Raw genomic sequence first — 21387 nt, 5'->3', positions numbered from 1 at the left:
ACGAAGGCGGCTGCACGCACAGCTTTGAGGGGCGAGGGGCCCGCATGCACGAAGGGCGGCGCGGCACGCCGCCCTTCGTGCTCGGCGTCCTCAGGCTCCGAAGAGCGGCCCCGCCGCCGTGAGGGTGCCCGCCAGCCGCTCCCACGCCACCGCGTCCCGCTCCACCGCTTCGAGCCGCTCGCCGCGGCCCGTTCCCCAACGGCGCGCCACCGCCGCCGGGTCCTCGCCCAGCAGCAGCCCCGCCGCCTGGGCCGCCGCGCCCAGCGCCACCAACTCGCCCTCGGCCGGCACGACCACGGGCCGCCCCGACAGCCGCCGCACGGTGTCCCGCCAGGCCCGGCCGCGCGCCCCGCCACCGATCAGCAGCAGCGCCTCGTCCGCCGCCGTTTCTGGCCCCGCCACCAGGTCCAGCGCCCGGAGCAGTGCGAAGACCGCGCCGTCGTACGCGGCCTGCAACACCTGCCCGCCCCTGGTGTCGTGCCGCAGCCCGTGCAGCAGGCCCGTGGCGTCCGGAAGGTTTGGCGTGCGCTCGCCGTCCAGGAACGGCAGCACCACCGCCGCGCCGCCCGGCTCCACGGCCTCCTGGTCCCGGCCCAGCAGCGCCGCCATCCGGTCCACCGCCAGCGTGCAGTTCAGGGTGCAGGCCAGCGGCAGCCAGTCGCCGCGCGCGTCAGCGAAACCCGCGACCGTACCGGTCGGGTCGGCCGGGCGCCGGCCGGTCACCGCGTACACCGTCCCCGAAGTGCCGAGGCTGATCACCGGGTGCCCGGGGCGCAGCCCGAGGCCGAGTGCCGCCGCCATGTTGTCGCCCGTACCGGCCGCCACGAGGGTGCCGCGCGACAGCGGCAACGCATCGGGCCGTACGGTCCCGGCCGCTTCACCGGGGCGCGCCACCCTGGGCAGCATCTCCGTACGCAGCCCCACATGACCGAGAACGTCCGCGTCGTAGGACCCGGTGGCCGAGGACCACCAGCCCGTTCCCGAGGCGTCCCCGCGGTCGGTGACGGCTTCGCCGGTGAGCCGCTCGGTGAGGTAGTCGTGCGGCAGGCGTACCGCAGTGGTGGCACGCGCCGCCGCCGGCTCCCGGTCGCGCAGCCAGGCCCACTTGGACACCGTGAACGCCGGGCCCGGCAGACTGCCCACCCGCTCCGCCCAGCCCTCCGGGCCGCCCAGCTCTTCCATCAGGCGGCGGCTCTGCGGTGCCGGCCGTACGTCGTTCCACAGCAGCGCCGGTCGCACCGGGCGCCCGGCCGCGTCCAGTGTCACCAGCCCGTGCTGCTGGCCCGCGACGGAGACGGCGGACGCCTGCCGTGCCGCGTCACCGCAGGCCGCCAGCGCCCGACCGAGCGCCTCCCACCACTCCTCGGGGTCGCTCTCCTTGCCGGTCCCGGCGGTGACGGTGTGCGGTGCCTGGCCCCGTGCCGCGACCTCTCCTGTGGCCGCGTCCACGACCACCACCTTGGTCGACTGCGTGGAACTGTCCACGCCGACCACCAGAGGACCCGCTCCCCACGCGCTCATCGCCGCTCCTCCTTAAGGTCCTTGAGGTCCTTCAGGTGTCCTGAGCCCGCCGCTCCTTCGTGGCCCCGCGGACGCGGCCTCATGCGAACAGCTCCCGTACGTACATGATCTCGTCCGCCTGATGGTGCGTCCCGCCGCCTTCGTGGCCGTTGAACCGCCACACCCGAAGGTCCTTCGGGCCCGCGTAGTGGTGGTACGCGGCGAAGCCGGTGGACGCCGGCGTGACGGTGTCGGCCAGGCCCGTACCGAAGAGCGCGGGCGCCTCCGCGCGTGCGGCGAAGTTCAGCACGTCGAAGTGGTCCAGCGTGTCCAGGGCGGTGTCGACGTGCAGCCGCTCCCCGGCGAAGTACGCGGCCAGCTCGGTGTACGGGCCGGTCTCGGCCACCTCCACGGCGCGCCGGATGTGGGCCATGAACGGCACCCGCACCAGTGCGGCGGCGAGTCCCGGCACCAGCCCCGCCACCGCCAGCGCCTGCGCGCCGCCCTGGCTGTTGCCCTCCACGACGATCCGGTCCGGGTCCACCGCCGCGTGCTCGCGGGCCGCCTCCACGGCCCGTACGGCGTCCGTGTAGAGCCGGCGGAAGTAGTACGCGTCGGGGTCGAGCACACCCCGCGTCATCATGCCGCCGACGGACGGATTGTCGGAGCCCACCGGGTCGGGGGTGTCCCCGGACCGATTGGGGCCGGTCTGGCCCCGAGGGTCCATCACGAGGGTGGCGTACCCGGCGGCCGGCCAGAGCAGCCAGTCGTGCGGCAGGCTGCGCCCGCCCCCGTAGCCCAGGTACCGCACGACGCAGGGGAGCGGCCGGCCCGCACCGCGCGGCACGAGGAACCAGCCGCGGACACGGTGCCCGCCGAACCCGGAGAACTCCAGGTCGTAGGTGTCGAACAGGTCCAGGCCCACGTCGACGGCGGTGAAGCGCGCATCGAGGGGGAAAGTACGCGCCTCTTTGAGAGTGCGCTGCCAGAAGGCGTCGAAGCCGGCCGGTTCGGGCCGGTCGGGACGGTAGGTACGCAGGTCTTCGAGGGGCATGTCGCGGAACACCGGCGGGCTCCTGAGGCTCGGGGAAAACCGATCACCGGACACCATGCCCCGGCAGCGGCCGGTCCGACCCCGAACCGGCGCGACCGGTCCAGGAGGTCGCCTCAGCCGCCCGCAGGGCCTCGGCGGTCCCAGGGGCTCACCCGAGTCGTCCACGCGGCTCAGCGGTCCACTCGCTTGCCTTCCGGACCGGCATCGGCGACCTCGCCGACCTCGGCCGCCGCGGGGTCCAGCACGCGGGCCAGGAAGGTACGCGTCCGCTCGTGCTGCGGGGCGCCCACCACGCGGTCCGGTGGTCCCTCCTCGACGATCACCCCGCCGTCCATGAAAACCACCCGGTCGGCGACCTCCCGCGCGAAGCTCATCTCGTGCGTGACGACGAGCATGGTCATGCCTTCGTCGGCGAGCGAGCGCATGACGGCGAGCACGTCGCCCACCAGCTCCGGGTCGAGCGCGGAGGTCGGCTCGTCGAAGAGCATCAGCTCCGGATCCATGGACAGTGCGCGGGCGATGGCCACCCGCTGCTGCTGGCCCCCGGAGAGCTGGGCGGGGTAGGAGCGCTCCTTGTCGCTGAGCCCGACGCGCGCCAGGTTCGCCCGCGCGATCCGCTCCGCCTCGGCCTTGTCCCGGCGCAGTACGCGCTGCTGGGCGATCGTCAGGTTCTCCAGCGCGGTCAGGTGCGGGAAGAGGTTGAAGGACTGGAAGACCATCCCGATCCGGCGCCGCACCCGGTCGATGTCCACGTCCGGGTCGGTGACCTCGGTACCGGCCACCACGACCGTTCCCGAGGTGGGCTCCTCCAGCAGGTTGACGCAGCGCAGCAGCGTCGACTTGCCCGATCCCGAGGGCCCGATGACGCACACCACCTCGCCGCGCCGCACCGTGAAGTCGATGCCCTTGAGCACTTCGAGGTCGCCGAAGGCCTTGTGCAGCCCGGTGACCGCGATGGCGGTCGGGTCCCCGGCGGCCGGTGCCCGGCCGGTCTTCGCCGTATCTGTCGTCATGCCGGTCACCTGGCCTTCGCGGTACGGGCTTCGAGTCGCCGGACCAGGTGGCCGAGCGGGAGGGTGATGACGAGGTAGAGCAGGCCCGCCACCAGGATCGGGGTCAGGCTCTTGTACTCGTTGAGCGCGTCCCGGCCGAAGTTGGCCAGCTCGTACTGGCCGAGCGAGAGCCCCAGCAGGTACACCAGTGAGGAGTCCTTGGTCAGCAGGATCAGCTCGTTGGTGAGCGGCGGCAGGACGATGCGGAACGCCTGCGGGATGACGATGGAGAGCATCGCCCGGCCGTGCGACATGCCCAGCGAGCGGGCCGCCTCGGTCTGCCCCTTGGGCACGGCCCGGATGCCCGCCCTGATGGTCTCCGCCATGTAGGCGGCGCCGACCAGCCCCAGGGAGAGCATCACGGTCACGTACTGGTCCAGCGCCATCTCGAAGGCGAGCGGCACTCCGAAGCCCAGCGCGATGAAGACCAGAAGGGCGGGCACGCCCCGGAAGAACTCGATGTACGTGACGGCGATCCAGCGGTACGGCGGCACCGAAGAGAGCCGCATCAGCGCCAGCAGGAGCCCGGCCACCAGTCCGAAACCGAAGCCCAGCAGGGTGTAGAGCACCGTGTTGACCAGCGCGGTGGTGAGGACTTCGGGGAACAGGTCGGCCACGATGCCGACGTCGAAGAAGGCCCGTTGCAGCCGGCCCCAGTCGGCGACCAGCGCGACGACGATCACGACGAGGACCAGAAGGGCGTACTGCGATCCACGGACCACTCGGGTCCGCTGCCGTTTGGTCAGGGGCATGCGGGCAGAGCTCCTCAGTGGTGGGCGGCGGGGATCAGCTCTGCGGCGCGGTACCGAACCACTTCTTGTAGATGCGGTCGTAACTGCCGTTCGACCTGGCCTTCTTGAGCGACGCGTTGACCTGCTTCAGCAGCGCATCGTTGCCCTTGCGCACCGCGATCCCGTAGTGCTCACCCGTGTCGAACTCGGCGGTGACCTCGGTGTCGGGGTTGGACTTGACGTAGTCGAGCAGTACGCCGTTGTCCATGATGCCGGCGTCCACCTTGCCGGTCTTCACCGCGGTGAGCAGCAGCCCGAGGTCCTCGTACTCCACGAGGTCCACGTCCTTGCCCGCGTGCTTCTTGGCGTAGATGCCGCCGGTGGTGGCCTTCTGGTAGCCCAGCTTGTGGCCCTTGAGGTCCTCGAACTTCTTGTAGGGCTTGCCCTTCTTCGTGATCAGCGCCTGCGTGGCGTTGAAGTACGGGTCGGAGAAGTCCATGACCTTCTTGCGCTCGGGCGTGATCGTCATGCCCGCCGCGGCCAGGTCGCACTTGCGAATATTGAAGTCCTGGCCGGTCTCGATGCCCTCGAAGGGGGTGTTGACGACCTCCTGCTCGACCTTCATGTCCTTGGCCACGAGGTCGACCAGGTCCACATCGAATCCGACGATCTCGCCGCCCTTCTTCACCTGGAAGGGCGCGTACGGCAGGTGTGTGCAGGTCTTGAGCGTCCCCTTGGACACCAGCTGCAACCCGGACCCCTGGTTCCCCTCGGACTTGGTGCTGGTGCAGCCGGCCGCCAGAGCGACGGCCGCGACGGCGGCTATGACAGGCAGCGACGAGCGAGCTGACACCGGTCCTCCAGGGAAGGTGAAGATCAACAGCAGGCTGCTGACGGTGAGTTGCGCTGCATCCTGCCACCGGCCGTGTCCGCTGTCTCCGCCGAGAGGGTTGCGTCTGCATAACGACCTTGATCCGTGACGCACGCGCAACGGCCCCGCCGCATACGGGCGGGGCCGTTGCGAGGCACGGGAGGATCAGGGCGTGAGGAGGCCCGCGAGGGCGGCGACGGAGTCGGGGCCCACGCGGCAGCAGCCACCGATGAGGCGTGCGCCGCCCGTCGCCCACGCCGTCACCCGCTCCGCCGTGAACGTCGCGTGCCCGCGCCACGCACGCGCCTGTGCGTCCCACTCCTCACCGCTGTTCGGGTAGACCACGACGGGCTTGCCGGTCACCCGCGACGCCGTCTCCACCGCCGCGTCCGCGTCTTCCGGCACGCAGCAGTTGACCCCCACGGCCACGATCTCCGGCGCCTCGGCCGCGAGCGCGAAGGCCTCCTCCAGCGGCTGCCCGGCCCGCGTCCGACCGCCCTCGATGCTGTACGAAAGCCAGGCCGGCACCCCGAGCCCCCGCACCGCGCGCACCAGCGCCCGGCCCTCGTCCGCGTCCGGCACCGTCTCCAGCGCCAGTACGTCCGGCTCCGCCGCCGCCAGCTCCTCCAGCCGCGGCCGGTGGAACCGCTCCAACTCCTCGACGCTGAGCCCGTACCGGCCGCGGTACTCCGAGCCGTCCGCGAGCATCGCGCCGTACGGGCCGGCGGAGGCCGCGACATACAGGGGAGCCGGCACGCCGTTCTCCATGGCGCGCCGGGCGGCCTCCCGGGCCGACTCCACACTGCGGCGCAGGAGCCCGGCCGCCGCCTCCCGAGCGATGCCGCGCCGCGCGAACCCCTCGAACGTCGCTTGGTAGCTGGCCGTGATCGCGACCCGGGCGCCCGCCTCGTAGTACGCCTGGTGCGCGGCGGTGATCGCCTCCGGTTGTTCGGCGAGCAGCCGGGCCGACCACAGCTCGTCACTGAGGTCGTGCCCGGCCGACTCCAGTTGGTTGGACAGCCCGCCGTCGAGGACGACGGGGCCGTCGGCCAGGGCGGTCACGAAGGAGTGGGAGGTAGTGCTCATACGGGGAAGCCTGTCATTCCGCCGGCCGGAACGTGAAGGCGAACGTGGCCGGCGCGGCGTCGAGGCGGTAGCGGGAAAGCACCCCGGGACCGCACGACTGGCTCCCGATCCCGTGCTGCGCATGGTCGAGGTGCAGCCACACCCGGTCGCCCGGCACGAGGTCGGGCGTGTGCCGGGCGGCGTCCAGCTCCTCGGTCGTCCACCGCCGGGCCGTGAGAAAGAAGTCCGGCTCTCCCTCGATGCGCAGCCCCGTACCGTCCGGGCGCCTCAGCTCCGCCCATCGCACGCCGATGCGCGCGCCGTTCTCCTGCGGCCGTACGTACGGGGTCTGGAGCTCGTCGACGGACAGCGCCCAGCGGCCCACGCGGGCCGCTGCGGACGTGTCCGGGTACGCCTCACCCGGACCGCCACCGAACCACCGCACGGCGCTCAGCTCGCCGTCCACGCCCATCCGCAGGCCCAACCGCGGCAAGGGGGCCGGCCAGTCACCTTCGGGCGTCACGGCCACCTCCACCCGCAGCGCCGCACCGTCCGAGATCCAGCGGTGCACCACCCCGAAACCGAGTGCCGTGGCGGCCGGCGCGACCCTGGTGCGGACGATCAGCGCGTCCCCGTCCGCGACCACCGCGTCCGTACGGTGCCGCATCCGGTGCAGGCCGATCCGCCGCCACTCGGGTCCGCAGCGCTGCCCCGGCTGCCAGGGCGCGCCCTCGTCGTTGTCCGTGGGCGCCCGCCAGACGTCCAGCCGCGGGCCGGTCACCGCCCGGCCGTCGAACCCGCTCAGAACCCCGGTGGCGGCGTCGAAGACGCCCGGACCGAGCGCGATCGTGCCGCCCTCGCCCCGTCGCGGCGCCACGGCCGACGTGAGTGGTCGCGGTACCGGTCGCGGCCCGGCCGGCAGCTGGCCCCACGCGACCTCGTGCCCGGCGGCGGCCCAGGCGGTGTCCTCGGCCAGCACCGCCCGTACGGTCCACAGGGCCTCGCCGACCGGCGGGCCGTCGGCGGGCGGCGGCAGCTTCAGCTCGGCGCTCTCGCCGGGCAGCAGCGGCGGCACCGTGAGCGTTCCCTCCGCGGCCGGCCGGCCCTCGACCTCGTAACGCCATGGGAAGACCAGTGCCGAGAGGTCCGCGAAGTCCTGCAGATTGGTGACGCGCACTGCTCCGGGCGCGGTGTCCGGACCGACCGCCTCGATGCGCACCGGCTCGATGACCTTCTTGTACTCGACCAGCCCGGGCGACGGCGTGCGCTCCGGGAACACGAGCCCGTCGCACACGAAGTTGCCGTCGTGCAGCTCCTCCCCGAAGTCGCCGCCGTACGCGTGGTACGGGATGCCGTCCGCGGTCTCCTGGCGCAGCCCGTGGTCGATCCACTCCCACACGAAGCCGCCCTGGCAGCGCTCGTATGTCTCGAACAGCCGTTGGTAGTCGCTCAGCCCGCCGGGCCCGTTGCCCATGGCGTGCGCGTACTCGCACAACACGAAGGGCAGACTGCGGCGCCGCGCATCCAGGGCCGCGTCGCGCAGCGGCTCCTCCGTTCGCCGGCCGATGCGTTCGACCTCCGCGTGGTCGGCGTACATCCGCGAGTAGACGTCGGTGTCGGCACAGCTGGGGTCGCCTTCGTAGTGCAGCGGCCGGGACGGGTCGCGCTCCCGCATCCACGCAGCCATCGCGGAGAGCCCGCGTCCCGTGCCGCACTCGTTGCCGAGCGACCACATGATGACGGACGGGTGGTTCTTGTCGCGCTCGACCATGCGGCGGGCCCGATCGAGCAGGGCCGGCGTCCACCGCTCGTCGTCGACGGGGTTGTCCCGCCAGCCCTGCTGGGCGAAGCCGTGCGTCTCCAGATCGCACTCGTCGACCACCCACAGCCCCAGCTCGTCGCAGAGCTCCAGGAAGGCAGGGTGTGGCGGATAGTGGCTGGTGCGGACGGCGTTGATGTTGTGCTGCTTCATCAGCAGCAGATCGCGCCGCATGACGTCCGCGGTCAGCGCCCGCCCGTGCGCGGGGTGGAACTCGTGCCGGTTGACGCCGCGCAGCAGCAGCCGCCGCCCGTTGACCTTCAGCAGTCCGTCCTCGACCGCGACGGTGCGGAACCCGATACGCAGCCGCACGCGCTCCCCGGGGGTGGCCAGCTCTGCGTCGTACAGCCGGGGCGTCTCCGCCGTCCAGGGCGCCACGGGGACCGTTGCGCTCTCGCCGGTGGCCAGGTCCAGGCCCAGTTCCGGCACGGTCACCCGCCCGGCCGGAGCGCAGTCCACCCGAAGGGTCCCGTCCCCGGTGCGGTGGTCGTACCCGGCGTGCACGAAGACGTCCCGCACCGCGCCTTCGGGGCGTTGGCGCAGTTCCACCTCCCGGAAGACGCCGGGCAGCCACCACTGGTCCTGGTCCTCCAGGTACGAGCCGGACGACCATTGGTGCACCCGGACGGCCAGGACGTTGGGCCCGGGGCGCAGCAGTGCGCCCACCTCGAACTCGTGCGGCAGCCTGCTGCCCTTGAAGTGGCCCAGCTCCGTACCGTTCAGCCACACTCGGGCGCAGGACTCGACGCCACCGATGCGCAGCACGGTGGCGCCCGCCGGCCAGTCCGCCGGCAGCTCGAACGCGTACCGGTGGTCACCGGTGGGATTCTCGTCCGGCACCCGAGGTGGGTCCACGGGGAAGGGATAGCCGGTGTTCGTGTAGGCCGGGGCGCCGTGCCCCTGAAGTACCCAGTGCCCGGGCACGGCCAGGCCGGCCCACGCCGAGTCGTCGTACTCGGGGCGGGCGAAGCTCTCGTCCTCAGTGGTCGCCGTCGGCGACGGCCGGAACCGCCAGGTCCCGTTCAGCGACAGTCGCCGGGCGTCCGACCCGGGCAGCCACGCGACGGGCGGCAGGACGCCGCTCCCCGGCGACACGTCTTCGTAGTACGGCACGTCTCCGTCGGAATGCGCTTCGTCCTGCTGCACGTTTTCCTCGTACGACACCATGCCGTCAGCGAAGCACGCGCGCCCTCCGAATGCGACCACATCCGCGTGTTCACCGGGGGAGCGCCCGCCGTTCAGAGGAGGCCGTGCCGGGGCGGCCGGGTGCCGTTCAGTACGTACCGGCCGATGTGCTGCACCTTCCAGCGGACCGGGTCGTGCAACGTGTGCGTACGCGCGTCCCGCCAGTGCCGGTGCAGGTTCAGCCCGTTCAGGGCCGCGCGGGTACCGGCCGCTTCGAAGAGCGCGCTGCCGGCGTCCACCGCGGCGCGGGCGGCCTGCACCTTCGCGGCGGCCACCGCGATCGACGCCGCTGCGGCGCTGTCGTCGGTGAGGTCACCGGCCGCCGCGTCGACCGTGCGCGCGGCCTCGGAGAGCAGCGCACCCGCCGCCCGCACGGCCAGCGCCAGCTCGCCGAACTGCTGGATGAGCAGCGGGTCCTCCGCCGCCGTTTTCAGCCCGCTCTCGAACCACGGGCGGCTCTTGACGCGTACGAACTCCACCGCCTCCGCGAGCGCCCCCTCGGCGATCCCGGTGTCGATCGCCGCGTGCAGCAACTGTGCGAGTGCGCCGTGCAGCTGCGGACCGCGGAAGGTGAGGTGGTGCGGCACCACACGGTCGCGCGGCACCAGCACGGACTCCAGTCGCACCGTGCCGCTGGCGGTGGTCCGCTGCCCCATGCCGTCCCAGTCGTCCACCACCGTCACGCCGGGGGCGTGCCGGGGCACGTAGGCGACGTACAGCTCCTCGTCGGCGCCGCGGGCCAGTACGGGGATCCAGTCCGCGAACAGCGCGCCCGTGGAGTAGTGCTTGGTGCCCTCCAGGACGTGCGAGCCGTCCGGCTGCGGGACGAGCCGGGCACGGATGTCCTGCACGTGCTTGGTGCCCGCCTCGGACTGCGCGTTGCCCAGCCGCCGCCCGGCCATGACCTCCTGGAAGAAGAACTTCCGCTGCTCCGCGTCGCCCTGGCGGCGCAGCACCGCCACGTACACGAAGTGGCTCTGCGGGATCTGCGCCAGGCTCGCGTCCGCGGCGGCCAGCAGCCGGAAGACCCCGGCGAGCGTTTCGGCCGACACCTCGGCGCCACCGTGCTCACGGGGCACGGTGATGCCGAGCAGGCCGCTGTCGGACAGCCGGTCCAGCTCGGGCCGCGGGAGCCGGCGCTCGGCGTCCCGACGGGCCGCGCCGGTGCGGAACTCCGCCGCCAGTTCGGCCGCGACCGCCAGCGCCTCGGCGTCGTCGGCGATCACATGGGCGGTGCCGGTCATGCCGCCACTCGCAAGGGCGTGCGGTCCAGCGCCGCCGCGAACTGGCCGAGCACACCGTCCAGCGCCTCGCGCGTCTCCGGTGCCACGTGGACCCCGCCGCCTTCCTGCACGGTGATGTCGCGGTCCAGGACGAACCAGCCCGGCACGATGTGCGAAGCGCCCATGGAGGACAGCACGGGCCGCAGCGCGTAGTCGATCGCGAGGACGTGCGCGGTGGATCCGCCGGTCGCCAGCGGCAGCACCGTCTTCCCGGCCAGCGCGTACTGGGGCAGCAGGTCGAGGAGCGACTTCAGCAGCCCCGAGTACGCGGCCTTGTAGATGGGCGTGCCGACCACGATGCCGTCGGCGCGCTCGACGAGCCGGGCCGCCCGGACGATCGCCGGGTGTGCGAAGTCCGCGCCGAGCAGTGCCTCGGCGGGCAGCGTCCGGACGTCCAGCGGGATCACCTCGTGTCCCTGCGCGACGAGCGTGGCGTCGAGGTGGCGCAGTAGTCGCGCCGTACGGGAAGTGGGAGAGGGGCTGCCGGAGAGGGACAGCACGGTGGCCATCGGGATTCACCTCGGAGTGTGTGGCGGTGCGGAATGTGTGGTGGTGCGGGACATGCGGTGGTGCGCAGGCACGAGTACCGAGCGGGAGCGGTCCTACGGGGTGCGCGGACCCACGGGCACGAGAGAGCCCGCGCACCCCGAAGGCGAGCGGATGGCCCGTTACGAGTACCAGGTGGGCTGCGGCAGCTCACCCGTGAGTACGAAGCGGCCGACCTCACGGCGCTTGTAGGCGACGGGGTCGTGAAGGGTGTGGGTACGGATGTTGCGCCAGAAGCGGTCCAGGCCCTCGGTGGTGGCCGTGGACCGGGCGCCGGTGACTTCGAATATCCGGTTCGCCACCTCCAGGGCCACGTCCGTGGCCCGCGCCTTCACGGCGGCGACGCGTACCTCGTGCTCTCCCCGGGCTTGCTCGGTCACCGCATCGGGGTCCGAGTGCAGCTCCCACCCCTCCTCGGCGACCTGGTCGGCCAGCGCCTCGGCCGCCCACAGCTTCGCCGTCAGGTCCCCGTAGACGTCGATCACGTACGGCTCGTCGACGGCCTGGTCGTGGCCCCCGTGCAGCCAGGAGCGGGACTTCGTACGGGTGTAGGTGCGCGCGGTCTCCAGGGCGCCGGCCGCGATGCCCAGGTAGAAGTGCGCGAACACGAGCTGGATCGTGGGCACGTTGAGTGTGTTGTAGACACGTCGCTGGAACGACTTGTCGATGTACCCAGCCGCCGCGCTCCAGGGGACGCGTACCTCGTCGATCGACACACTGCCGCTCTCGGTGAGCCGCTGGCCGATGTTGTCCCAGTCGTCGTGGAAGGTCAGGCCCGCGCTGTCGGACGGCACGATGGCGAAGACATGGTCGCCCTCGGGGTTGTCGGGGGTGATGCTGCCCTCCAGGACGCCCTCGAGCACGGTGACGTCGGAGACCTTGCTCCCGGTGGAGAAGGACTTCCGGCCGGTGAACGTCAGCGTGTCGCCCTCGTCCCGTACGGCGACGTCGTTGTCGCGCGGATTGACGGCGCCCCCGAAGAACCAGCGGTTGCGGGCGGCCTCCGCCTCGACGTGTTCCCACTGCTCCCGGGTGCCGACCAGCCGGGCCGCCCAGTTCCACAGGTAGTGGTAGCCGAGCAGCTGCCCGATGGAGCCGTCGGCCTTGGCGACCTCGCGGATCACTCGGTATGCGGTCGGCCAGTCCTGGCCGCCCCCGCCGTGCTCGGTCGGCCCCAGCAGGGTGACCAGTCCCGAGTCCTTGAGCAGCCGGACCTCCTCGTACGGGGTGGCGCCGGCCCGGTCCCGGGCGGCCGCGTCGGTCGCGAGGACGGCGGCGACCTCGGCGGCGCGGTCGATCCACGCCTCGGGAGTGGCCGGCGTGGGACGGTGCTGCCAGTCGGTGTGTGCGGCGGTGCTCATACCAGTACTCCTTCGGTGCGGTTCTCGTCCTGGACTTCCAGTTCACGCACGAGCGGCAGCACCCGCTCGCCGAAGTACTCGACCTCCTCCAGGTAGTGCAGGAAGCCGAGCAGGAAGAGGTCCACGCCGAGCCTCTTGTAGGCCACGATGCGCTCGGCGATCTGCTCCGGGGTGCCGATCAGCCCCGTACGGAACCCGTCGTTGTACTGCACGAGGTCCTCGAACGAGGAGTCCTGCCACATGCCCTTGCCGTCGGCGGTGGAGCTGCCCGCCTGCTGGACGGCCCGGCCGAAGCCGCGAACCGCCTCACTGTCCGCCTTGGCGACGATCTCGCGCAGGACCTCCCGGGCCTCCTTCTCGGTGTCCCGGGCGATCAGGAAGCCGTTCAGGCCGAATTTCGGGGCCGTACGGCCGGCGGCCTCGGCGGCCGTACGGACGTCGGTGAGCTGCTCGGTGACTCCGTCGAAGTCCTTGCCGTTGCTGAAGTACCAGTCGGAGACCCGGCCGGCCATCGCGCGGGCCGCTGTGGAGTTGCCGCCCTGGAAGATTTCCGGGTGCGGCCGATCGGCGGTGTTCAGGGGCTTCGGCTTCAGCGAGAAGTCCCGGATCCGGTAGAAGTCCCCGGCCAGCTCGGCGTGGTCCTCGGTCCACACGGCGCGCAGGGCGCGGATGAACTCCTCCGCGCGCCGGTACCGCTCGTCGTGCTCCAGCCACGGCTCACCGAGCGCGGTGAACTCCTGCTTGAACCAGCCGCTGACGACGTTGACGGCGAACCGGCCACCGGAGAGGTGGTCGGCTGTGGCCCCGAACTTGGCAAGCACACCCGGGTGCCACAGCCCGGGGTGGACCGCTGCGATGACTTTCAGGCGCTCGGTGGCGAGCAGCAGCGCCAGACTGAACGAGGTGGACTCGTGCTGGTTCTCGGCGCCATAGCTGGCCATGTAGCGGACCTGGCTCAGCGCGTACTCGAAGCCGTTGTCCTCGGCGAGCCGGGCGAGCTTGCGGTTGTACTCGTAACCCCAGTCGGTGCGCTGCTCGATGGTGCTGGTGACCAGGCCACCACTGACGTTGGGCACCCAGTAGGCGAACCGCGCCGGGTCCCCGGCGGGCTGTGGAACTTGTTCGGATGCGGACATGGAAGAACTCCGGGGGTGGAAAAGGGCAGGGGGGATCGGGGTGCGGTGTTGCGAGAAAAAAATATTCCGAGCAGACGGAATTGCCGGCGCATTTCTTGTGCGGAGAATGCGCATGTCGAATGCGTGGCAGGGCTGCGCGGAAAGGTGTCCGGCGCGCAGGCAGGCGTGAGACGTCACGCGGATGCGGCGCGTGGAGGCGCGGAATCACCGGTCAGGTGCAGGTCCGCGGAGCGGGAAGGCGCTCAGGCCGAACGGCGACACAGGGCGCTGGAGACCCTGACGAGGTCGACGTGGCGCCGCTCCGTCAGGCACTCCGCCAGGCGCTGGGCCGGCTTCTGTCGGGACTTCATCAACACGTCACCTCCCAGCAACATTTCGTTCGGGTCGAGCCGTGAAAGGCTCAGGTGTGCGCACGGAATACCCGGCGGCACTGCCGGGGAGTTTACCTTCGGAACAGCGCAGGGTCGATACCCCCTGGCGAGAAAGTGAGGGTAGGGCCGTGCGCGGAAAAGTGAGCCGGGAAAAGAAATCGCCCGACCCACTTGCGCCGTCGCTCACGAAGTCGGGCCCGGCGCTCGGATGCTCCCTCCGGCGTAGGGAAGGCACCGCCCGCGCAAAGAAGCTGCGGTCCGCGTGAACGGTGCCGCCCGCGCCCGTTCAGCCGTCGGCGGCCGCCCCGCGCGGGCGGCAGGTCATGAACAGCTTTCCCGGGCCGAGTGTGCCCCTGACCTGGACGCGCAGCGCCGCCCCGGGGTCGGGGTGCACACTCCAGCGGGCGCAGACGCTCGCCAGCGCCATGGTCATCTCGACCAGCGCGTACTGGTCGCCGATGCACTTGCGGTTGCCCCCGCCGAACGGGACGTGTGCCCCTCGGGGAAGGCAGTCGCCGCTCCCGTCGAGCCAGCGGTCGGGATCGAAGCGCTCGGGGTCGGGGAACAGGTCGGGCCGGTGATGGAGGAGGTAGGCGCTGTACAGGAGGGCCGTGCCCGCGGGCAACCGATGTCCGGCGAGCGTGGTCTCCGTCGTGGTGACGCGGGTGAAGAACCAACCGGGGGGATACATCCGCAGCACTTCGTGGACGACGCGTCGCGTGTAGTCCAGCCCATCGAGGTCGGCCGGGGTGGCGGTCCGCCCGGCCAGGGTCTTGTCGACCTCGTCGTGCACACGCTTCTCCGCCTCCGGATGCTGGCTGAGCAGCCAGAAGGCGAACGCCAGCGAATTGGCCGTGGTTTCGAAGCCGGCGCCGCTCATCACCACGAGCTGGTCGCGGATGTCCTTGTCGGACAGCGGCTCGCCGGTGTCCTCGTCGCGCGCCTCCAGCAACATGGCGACCAGGTCGTCACCGCCAGGCGCGGCGCGTCGCTCCGCGATGATGCCGTCGATGGCCCGGTGCAATCGGGTGCAGGCCCGGCGGTACCGCCGGTTGCCGGGGGTGGGCAGGCGGTAGAGCGGGCCGAGGGGCAGCATCACCCGCTGGTAGATGCCGTCGATGACGGTGTGCAGGCTGTGCTGCACGTCGGCCACGGCCTCGTCCTCGGCCTCGGCGGCGAGCACGCTGCGAGTGACGATGCGCAGCGTCAGGGTGGTCAGCGCGGCCGTGAGGTCGAACCGCATGCCGGGGCGCCAGACGGCGGTCATCCGGTCGATCTCCTCGGCCATGACCGCGGCGTACGCGTCGATCCGCTCGGGCTGGAAGGCGGGCTGCATTTGCCGGCGCTGCCAGCGGTGCTCCCGCCAGCCGGCCATCGGCAGACTGCTGCCGAAGAGCACCCGTGCCTTGTCGAAGAACGGCCCGCCCTTGTCGAAGGTACGGGAGTCGGTGAGCATCCGGTGGGCCGCCTCCGGGCCGCAGACGACGTAGGCCGGGTAGGGACCCATGCCGATCCGCACGAGGTCTCCGTGGGCCGGCAGCGAGGCCAGGAACTCCAACGGGCGGGAGTGGAGCTGCCAGGCGTGGCCGAGCAGCGGCAAGCCACCGGGCGCGGCTCCCGTACGCGGAAGGGGGGACGTGGTGGTCACAGCGAGGCACCTCCGGGGAAAGGACCAGGCCTCTGGGCTCTGGTGGCCCCCGAATATCCTCCTTCCCCGCGCGGCCGGGAACCCGGCGCGAAGTAGCCCGCGAGGGCGCGTCGGTGCCACGCGCACCGATGCAGGGGCGGTGCGGCGTAACGTCCCATGGAGCGGGAACGGCGGCGGTGATCCGGAAGGCACCGCGGCACCTTCACCGTGGCCGGCGGCCGGGCGTGCCTCCCTCAGTGCCCGAGGACGTCCGCCGTCAGCGGTGCGCGCTGCCGCCACAGATCGATCGTCGGCGCCATCATCGGACCGAGTTCCGGCATCGACGGCACGACCGCCAGCGCCCCCACGATCTGCAGCAGTCGTGCCCCCTCCATGAAGCCCAGCAGGGAGCGGTCCACAGGGCGCCCGCTCACTCGCTCGTACTCCGCGACCGCGCGCGGCGCGACCAGAGCCAGGTCCCACTCCACGGGGCCACGTGTGACGTCCTCGAAGTCGCTGAAGAGGTGCCCGTCGGCGGTTCGCAGGAGGTTGTACGACGGGCCGTCCCCGTGCAGCGTTTGGATACGTGTTGCGGGGCAGCGACCGGGCAGGTCGGCCACGAAGGCTTCGAGGACCGCGTACTCCTGCTCCGCGCGGCCCAGTTCGGCCGGCGTGAGCCCCTGTGGGTCCTTTCGCAGCGCTTCCAGAAGAGGCGCGAGCGTGGGCACCAAGGGGGAGAGCGCCGGCAGCTCGCCCGGATAGTGGGCCAGGAGGGTGTGCAGTTCCACAGCCCAGCCCGTCTGTTCGACGAAGCGGTCCTCCAGGGCCTCCATGCCGTCCGCTGCGGCCTCCCGCATCGGGTCTTTCTCGTCGACGTACTCCCAGAAGACGAGCGACCTGCCGTCGCACTCGACGGGTTCCCGCGGCACCAGGGGGCTGGGCCGGACGACCGGCGCGCCCGCGTCGGCCAGCCAGCCCACCACGTCCAGTTCGCGGCGTTGCTTGACCGCCAGCTCCTCTGCCGGCACCAGGGCGAGCGACGGTACGCGTACCACGACCGGGTGCGGCGCGAGGTGCACCAGGACGTTGAACATGTCGTGCAGCACTCGGGGCTCGTCCGCAGGCCCAGCCGGTTCCCGGCTCCGACCGCGATGTCCACGGCTCGCTCGGCGCGTTCGCTGCGAGGCATACCGGCGGGGTCGGACTGGTCACGGGTCATGGGCCGATCATGACGGTCGACGAGAGCGGTGTCGACGCAATATCGGCGGAGCGGTGGTGGAGCGTCGTCCGTCGGACAGCGGCTGGGCTGCGCCTACGGGGCATGGGAGCCGTGCCCGAGTGAGCGAGCGGAAGCTCCCTCGGGCCTCGACCGCTCCCGCCTACTCCGTGTCAGCGCCCTCGACCGCCCCCAAGAGGGACGCCAGTGCGGTTGCCGGGTCCTCGTCCGCCGGCCCCGAAGGCAGCCACTGGCCCTGCTCCTTGCAGTACGGCCACCAGCGTCCGTCCCGGCCCAGACGCAGCTGCGCACCGGTGCCCACGACCGTCCAACGGTTGCGCGTGACCCGCGTCCGGGGCCGGTCCGCCGCATCGGGCCAGGCGGCGGCGAGCCGAGTGGTGGCACGGGCCAGCTCCTCGGCGCCCGGCGTCCACTCCTCCTCCAGCACCGCGAGACCCGCAGGGCCGCCCTGCCGCCATGCCCGTACGGCCGCCGCCAGGCCCTTGGCGTCCCGTCCGGAGCCGGTGGCCAGCCGTGCGGCTACCGCGGTGGGCGGTCCGGCCGCGGCGAGCCGCACCGCGTCCTCCGAGGCCGTGGGACCGGCCGTCGGCGGGGTGTCCGCGTGCCGGCCCGAGAGCGCCTCGGCGAGCTGCCTGCCGGCCCGCTCGGCGGTGTCCGCGATCAGGAACTCCAGCGCCGGTACGTCGATCCCGGGAGCGGGCGGGGCGCCGCCGCCCAGTGCCGGCACCGCGCACGGCCCGTCCACCCTGGGCGGTGGCGCCGGCAGCGGGGCCAGGCCCTCCTGAGCGGCGAACGCCTCGACCGCCACCACGCCGTTCTCGGCAAGCGATGCGTCGCTGCCTTCAGGTGCCTCGTCCGGATCCGCAACGTGAGCCTGCGCGCGTGCCGCGCTCCGCTCCTCAAGCTCGCCCAGCAGTTCCTCCTCGCCGCGCCCGCGCAACAGGAGCAGCACGAACGGGTCCTGGTCCAGCAGTCGCGCCAGCTGGTAGCAGAGCGCCGCCGTATGGGGGCAGTGGTCCCAGGCCTCGCAGTCGCAGGACGGCTCCAGGTCCCCGATGCCGGGGAGCAGCTCGACGCCGGCCGCCGCCGCGTCCTCGACGAGCTGGGGCGGCATGTCGCGGTCCAGCAGCGCCGCGATGTGCCCCGCCCGGTCGGCGACCATGTCCAGGAGGCGGTCCCAGTCCGCCGCGCCCAACTCCTGGACCAGCACGTCCGAACGGTGCGCGGTGCGGTCGCGGTCCTGTACGACGGCGGTGATGCGGCCCGGCCGTACGGACACCGCACCCACGGCGCCCGCACGAGCGTGCCGGCGGCCCAGCTTCAGTTGCTGCGTGTCCAGTGCGGTGTCCTCCAGGGCCTTCAGCCAGGCCTGTCCCCACCATGTGGCCGCGAAGCCGCGCCCACGGGCGGGCGGCAGCGCCTCGAAGGTCCGCGCATCGCGATACGTGTACGCGTCGTCCTCGCTGTCGTGGAAGTCGTTCATCGGTCGCCCCCTCGGAGCTCCACCAGCTCCGCCAGTTCCGCGTCGGTCAGTTCGGTGAGTGCGGCCTCACCCGCCCCCAGTACCGCGTCCGCGAGGCGCTGCTTACGGGCGAGCATGTCGGCGATCCGGTCCTCCACCGTGCCCTCGGTGATCATGCGGTGCACCTGCACCGGCTGGGTCTGCCCCATCCGATGGGCGCGGTCGGTGGCCTGCGCTTCCACGGCGGGGTTCCACCAGCGGTCGAAGTGCACGACGTGCGAGGCCCGGGTGAGGTTCAACCCGGTGCCCGCCGCCTTCAGGGACAGCAGGAAGACCGGGACGTCGCCGTCCTGGAAGCGGCGCACCATGTCGTCCCGCCGGGCGACGGGAGTGCCGCCGTGCAGCAGCTGAGCGGCCACACCGCGCATCGCCAAGTGCTCTTCCAGGAGGCGCGCCATGCGGACGTACTGGGTGAAGACCAGCACGCTCGCCCCTTCGGCGAGCAGTGTGTCCAGAAGTTCGTCCAGCAGCTCGACCTTGCCCGAGCGCTCGGCGAACCGCCGTGTGTGCTGCCCGTCGGCGTCGTCCTCCTTGAGGTACTGCGCGGGATGGTTGCAGATCTGCTTCAGCGAGGTGAGCAGCTTGACGACCAGGCCGCGGCGGGCGAGCCCGTCGGTTCCGGCGATGTCGGCCAGTCCCTCGCGCACCACTGCTTCGTACAGTCCGGCCTGTTCCGCGGTGAGCGCCACCGCGCGGTCGGTCTCGGTCTTGGGCGGCAGCTCGGGCGCGATGCCCGGGTCGGTCTTGCGGCGACGCAGCAGGAACGGCCGCACGAGCCGGGCCAGCCGCTCGGCAGCCGCCGGATCGGTCCCGCCCTCGACGGCCAGGGCGTATCGCGTGCGGAAGCGGCTCAGGGGCCCGAGGAGGCCCGGCGTGGTCCAGTCGAGGATCGCCCACAGCTCGGAGAGGTTGTTCTCCACCGGGGTGCCGGTCAGGGCGACCCGGGCGCGGGCCGGTAGCGTCCGCAACTGCCGCGCGGTCGCGGAGAACGGGTTCTTCACGTGCTGGGCCTCGTCGGTCACGACCATGCCCCAGTCCACGCCGGCAAGCTTCCCGGCGTCCACCCGCATGGTGCCGTACGTGGTGAGCACGAACTCGCCGTCGGCCAGGTCCGAAAGGTCGCGCTGCCCTGCGTGGAATCGGCGCACGGGTGTCCCGGGGGCGAATTTCGCGACTTCGCGTTGCCAGTTGCCCATCAGCGAGGTCGGGCACACCACCAGCGTCGGGCCCGCGGCTGCCGCGTCGGCTTGCCGGTGCAGGTGGAGCGCGATCAGTGTGATCGTCTTGCCCAGTCCCATGTCGTCGGCCAGGCAGCACCCGAGACCGAGCGATGTCATTCGGTGCAGCCAGCCCAGCCCGCGCAGCTGGTAGTCGCGCAGTGTCGCGGCCAACGCGGCGGGCTGCGCGGGCATGCCGTCCCCGACGCCCTCCGCGTCGGCGATCCGGTCGCGCAACTCCCGCAGCGCACCGGTCGCCTGCACCTCCAGGTGCTCGCCTTCCTCACTGTCGACCGTCCCCGTGAGCGCCGCGCCCAGCGCATCCATGGGGGTGACCTTCCGGTCCCTCCTCTCGTGCGCGGCACGCAGCGCTTCGGGGGCGACGAGCACCCACTGGTCCTGCAGCCGTATGAGGGGGCGCCCGGCCTCCGCCAGCCGGTCCATCTCGGCCCGGCTCAGCTCGTGCTCCCCGACGGCGAACCGCCAGCTGAACGACAGCAGTGCATCGGCCGACAGCAGGGACGGCAGCGCGGACTCCGTGCGGTCCGGCGCTGAACCTGTGAAGTCCGCATCGTCCGGCGGACCCACGACGGCACGTGTGGTGAGACCTCGGGCGAGCTTCTTGGGCCAGTGCACCTGGACCCCGGCAGTGGCGAGCGCCCGCGCACCGGGGCCGAGGAGCTCGCCGATCTCCTCCTCGGCGAGCTCCAAGGCATCCGGTACGGCGGCGGACAGCAGCGGCGACAGCGGTGCCCATGCCGAGGCCGCGCGCCGCAGCGTCAGCAGTGTGTCCGTACGAGCGCGTGCTCCGAAGGCGCGCCCCGTCGGAGAGTCACCGGCCCACACCTCGGAGACCTCGGCGACCAGCGTCGGGTCGGTCAGGCTGTGCAGCTGGAGCACGGCGGTGAAGCGGGGGTGGACGGAAGAACCGGCGGGAGAACCCGCTGCGGTGCCGGGCGAGCCCTCTGCGTGGTCGCCGGAGAGCCCCTCACAGGCCTCGGCGGGCGCCGCCGCACCACTGTCGTCCGCAAGGTCCCCCAGTCCGCAGACCTCGATCCGGAGGGACAGGCGCACCCCGGTGTCGTGCCCCGCCGCCACATCGGCCGCCCAGGTCCGCTGCTCGGGGATGTGCTGGGGAAGGAACGCCGCGTAGGCCGGTCCGCCCGCGGCGATCTCGGCCGCGGGCGAGCGCGGCAGCCCATCGGCCACGGCGTCCAGGAACGAGCGCAGCAGCCGCTCCGGGCCGGGCAGCCGCACCGGATCGCTCCCGGGGAGCGGCGTGGCATGCGCGTACGGGGGCATCACGGCCGCCAGTTCCCGTATGCGGGCCAGGTCGGACGGCTCGAGGGGGCCGCACCGCCAGGCGTCGCGGTCGCTCCGGCTCAGCCCCGGAAGCAGCTTGCCGCGTGCCACCAGGTGCAACGCGATCAGGGAGGCGGCGCCCCAGAAGGCCGCGGCCGGGTGCGCAGTACGGGAGGCGCGGGCCCGGGTGAGTACGGGGAGCGCGGCGTCGACGGTCAGCAGCACGGCGGGCACCTCACGGGGGACGACCTGGCCGTCTTCGATCGGGAGGGCGACGGTCAGTTCCTCGACGGTCGCGGTGGCCGGCGCGAAGTCGTCGGACAGCGGTTCGCCGTCCGGCCGCCAGAAGGCGATCCGCCCCGTACGCGGCGGATCACCTGGCACGTACACGGCGGCGCACCGGGCGAGGCCGGCGATCCGGTCGGGGCCGATCGCGGGAAGAACTGGCACGGGCCGTCGACTCCTCAAGTTTGACTACCTGCCTTCGGAGCGGCCGAGGGTACAGCAC

Annotated in this window: 16 protein-coding genes; all 16 read right to left on the bottom strand. The window is 72.2% G+C overall.

What is annotated here, in order from left to right:
- Positions 1-90: 90 nt before the first annotated feature.
- Positions 91-1521, bottom strand: a complete 1431-nt coding sequence (gene xylB / locus IF20_RS20365) for a xylulokinase (protein WP_052866692.1) — start codon at positions 1519-1521, stop codon at positions 91-93.
- Positions 1522-1600: 79 nt separating this feature from the next.
- A complete protein-coding gene (locus IF20_RS20360) occupies positions 1601-2566 on the bottom strand; it encodes an acetylxylan esterase (protein WP_052866691.1) in 966 nt (321 codons plus the stop codon).
- Between the two features lie 158 nt (positions 2567-2724).
- Positions 2725-3567 carry an amino acid ABC transporter ATP-binding protein gene (locus tag IF20_RS20355; RefSeq protein WP_052866810.1) on the bottom strand — a complete coding sequence of 281 codons (843 nt, stop codon included), beginning with the start codon at positions 3565-3567 and terminating at the stop codon, positions 2725-2727.
- Positions 3568-3572: 5 nt separating this feature from the next.
- Positions 3573-4358, bottom strand: coding sequence for an amino acid ABC transporter permease (locus IF20_RS20350; RefSeq protein ID WP_052866690.1), 786 nt, complete (start codon positions 4356-4358; stop codon positions 3573-3575).
- A gap of 34 nt (positions 4359-4392) precedes the next feature.
- Complete coding sequence (locus IF20_RS20345; RefSeq protein WP_052866689.1) at positions 4393-5190, bottom strand: basic amino acid ABC transporter substrate-binding protein; 798 nt, start codon at positions 5188-5190, stop codon at positions 4393-4395.
- A gap of 183 nt (positions 5191-5373) precedes the next feature.
- Positions 5374-6294, bottom strand: a complete 921-nt coding sequence (mmuM, locus tag IF20_RS20340) for a homocysteine S-methyltransferase (protein WP_052866688.1) — start codon at positions 6292-6294, stop codon at positions 5374-5376.
- Between the two features lie 13 nt (positions 6295-6307).
- Positions 6308-9259, bottom strand: coding sequence for a glycoside hydrolase family 2 TIM barrel-domain containing protein (locus IF20_RS20335; RefSeq protein WP_052866687.1), 2952 nt, complete (start codon positions 9257-9259; stop codon positions 6308-6310).
- A 71-nt stretch (positions 9260-9330) separates the two neighbouring features.
- Positions 9331-10521, bottom strand: a complete 1191-nt coding sequence (locus IF20_RS20330) for an SfnB family sulfur acquisition oxidoreductase (protein ID WP_052866686.1) — start codon at positions 10519-10521, stop codon at positions 9331-9333.
- Positions 10518-11069 carry an NADPH-dependent FMN reductase gene (gene ssuE / locus IF20_RS20325; protein WP_052866685.1) on the bottom strand — a complete coding sequence of 184 codons (552 nt, stop codon included), beginning with the start codon at positions 11067-11069 and terminating at the stop codon, positions 10518-10520. The genes IF20_RS20330 and ssuE overlap by 4 nt, the downstream gene beginning before the upstream one ends.
- 159 nt (positions 11070-11228) lie before the next feature.
- The gene (locus IF20_RS20320; RefSeq protein ID WP_052866684.1) at positions 11229-12467 is read right to left on the bottom strand and encodes an acyl-CoA dehydrogenase family protein; all 1239 of its coding nucleotides are present in this window, start codon (positions 12465-12467) and stop codon (positions 11229-11231) included.
- Positions 12464-13603 carry a dimethylsulfone monooxygenase SfnG gene (gene sfnG, locus IF20_RS20315; RefSeq protein WP_052866683.1) on the bottom strand — a complete coding sequence of 380 codons (1140 nt, stop codon included), beginning with the start codon at positions 13601-13603 and terminating at the stop codon, positions 12464-12466. The genes IF20_RS20320 and sfnG overlap by 4 nt, the downstream gene beginning before the upstream one ends.
- A 242-nt stretch (positions 13604-13845) precedes the next feature.
- Positions 13846-13953: a putative leader peptide gene (locus IF20_RS40725; RefSeq protein ID WP_324605585.1), complete on the bottom strand. Its 108-nt coding sequence runs from the start codon at positions 13951-13953 to the stop codon at positions 13846-13848.
- Between the two features lie 307 nt (positions 13954-14260).
- Positions 14261-15622, bottom strand: a complete 1362-nt coding sequence (locus IF20_RS20310; RefSeq protein ID WP_110944369.1) for a cytochrome P450 — start codon at positions 15620-15622, stop codon at positions 14261-14263.
- A gap of 233 nt (positions 15623-15855) precedes the next feature.
- Positions 15856-16707, bottom strand: coding sequence for an aminoglycoside phosphotransferase family protein (locus IF20_RS20305; RefSeq protein WP_234426747.1), 852 nt, complete (start codon positions 16705-16707; stop codon positions 15856-15858).
- Positions 16708-16980: 273 nt separating this feature from the next.
- Positions 16981-18321: an SWIM zinc finger family protein gene (locus tag IF20_RS20300; protein ID WP_052866681.1), complete on the bottom strand. Its 1341-nt coding sequence runs from the start codon at positions 18319-18321 to the stop codon at positions 16981-16983.
- Positions 18318-21329, bottom strand: a complete 3012-nt coding sequence (locus IF20_RS20295; protein ID WP_052866680.1) for a DEAD/DEAH box helicase — start codon at positions 21327-21329, stop codon at positions 18318-18320. The genes IF20_RS20300 and IF20_RS20295 overlap by 4 nt, the downstream gene beginning before the upstream one ends.
- Between the last annotated feature and the right edge of the window lie 58 nt (positions 21330-21387).

Origin of the sequence: Streptomyces niger (assembly GCF_000718305.1) — a bacterium.
GTDB classification, from domain to species: Bacteria; Actinomycetota; Actinomycetes; order Streptomycetales; family Streptomycetaceae; genus Streptomyces; species Streptomyces niger.
The sequence above is the reverse complement of the archived record's forward strand: the minus strand, read 5'-3'. Positions and strand labels throughout refer to the sequence as shown.

Excerpts from the sequence above, each read along its gene's own strand:
- xylB (WP_052866692.1), bottom strand. The coding sequence starts at position 1,521 with ATGAGCGCGTGGGGAGCGGGTCCTCTGGTGGTCGGCGTGGACAGTTCC.
- IF20_RS20355 (WP_052866810.1), bottom strand. The coding sequence starts at position 3,567 with ATGACGACAGATACGGCGAAGACCGGCCGGGCACCGGCCGCCGGGGAC.
- IF20_RS20350 (WP_052866690.1), bottom strand. The coding sequence starts at position 4,358 with ATGCCCCTGACCAAACGGCAGCGGACCCGAGTGGTCCGTGGATCGCAG.
- mmuM (WP_052866688.1), bottom strand. The coding sequence starts at position 6,294 with ATGAGCACTACCTCCCACTCCTTCGTGACCGCCCTGGCCGACGGCCCC.
- IF20_RS20335 (WP_052866687.1), bottom strand. The coding sequence starts at position 9,259 with ATGGTGTCGTACGAGGAAAACGTGCAGCAGGACGAAGCGCATTCCGAC.
- IF20_RS20330 (WP_052866686.1), bottom strand. The coding sequence starts at position 10,521 with ATGACCGGCACCGCCCATGTGATCGCCGACGACGCCGAGGCGCTGGCG.
- ssuE (WP_052866685.1), bottom strand. The coding sequence starts at position 11,069 with ATGGCCACCGTGCTGTCCCTCTCCGGCAGCCCCTCTCCCACTTCCCGT.
- IF20_RS20320 (WP_052866684.1), bottom strand. The coding sequence starts at position 12,467 with ATGAGCACCGCCGCACACACCGACTGGCAGCACCGTCCCACGCCGGCC.
- sfnG (WP_052866683.1), bottom strand. The coding sequence starts at position 13,603 with ATGTCCGCATCCGAACAAGTTCCACAGCCCGCCGGGGACCCGGCGCGG.
- IF20_RS40725 (WP_324605585.1), bottom strand. The coding sequence starts at position 13,953 with ATGAAGTCCCGACAGAAGCCGGCCCAGCGCCTGGCGGAGTGCCTGACG.
- IF20_RS20300 (WP_052866681.1), bottom strand. The coding sequence starts at position 18,321 with ATGAACGACTTCCACGACAGCGAGGACGACGCGTACACGTATCGCGAT.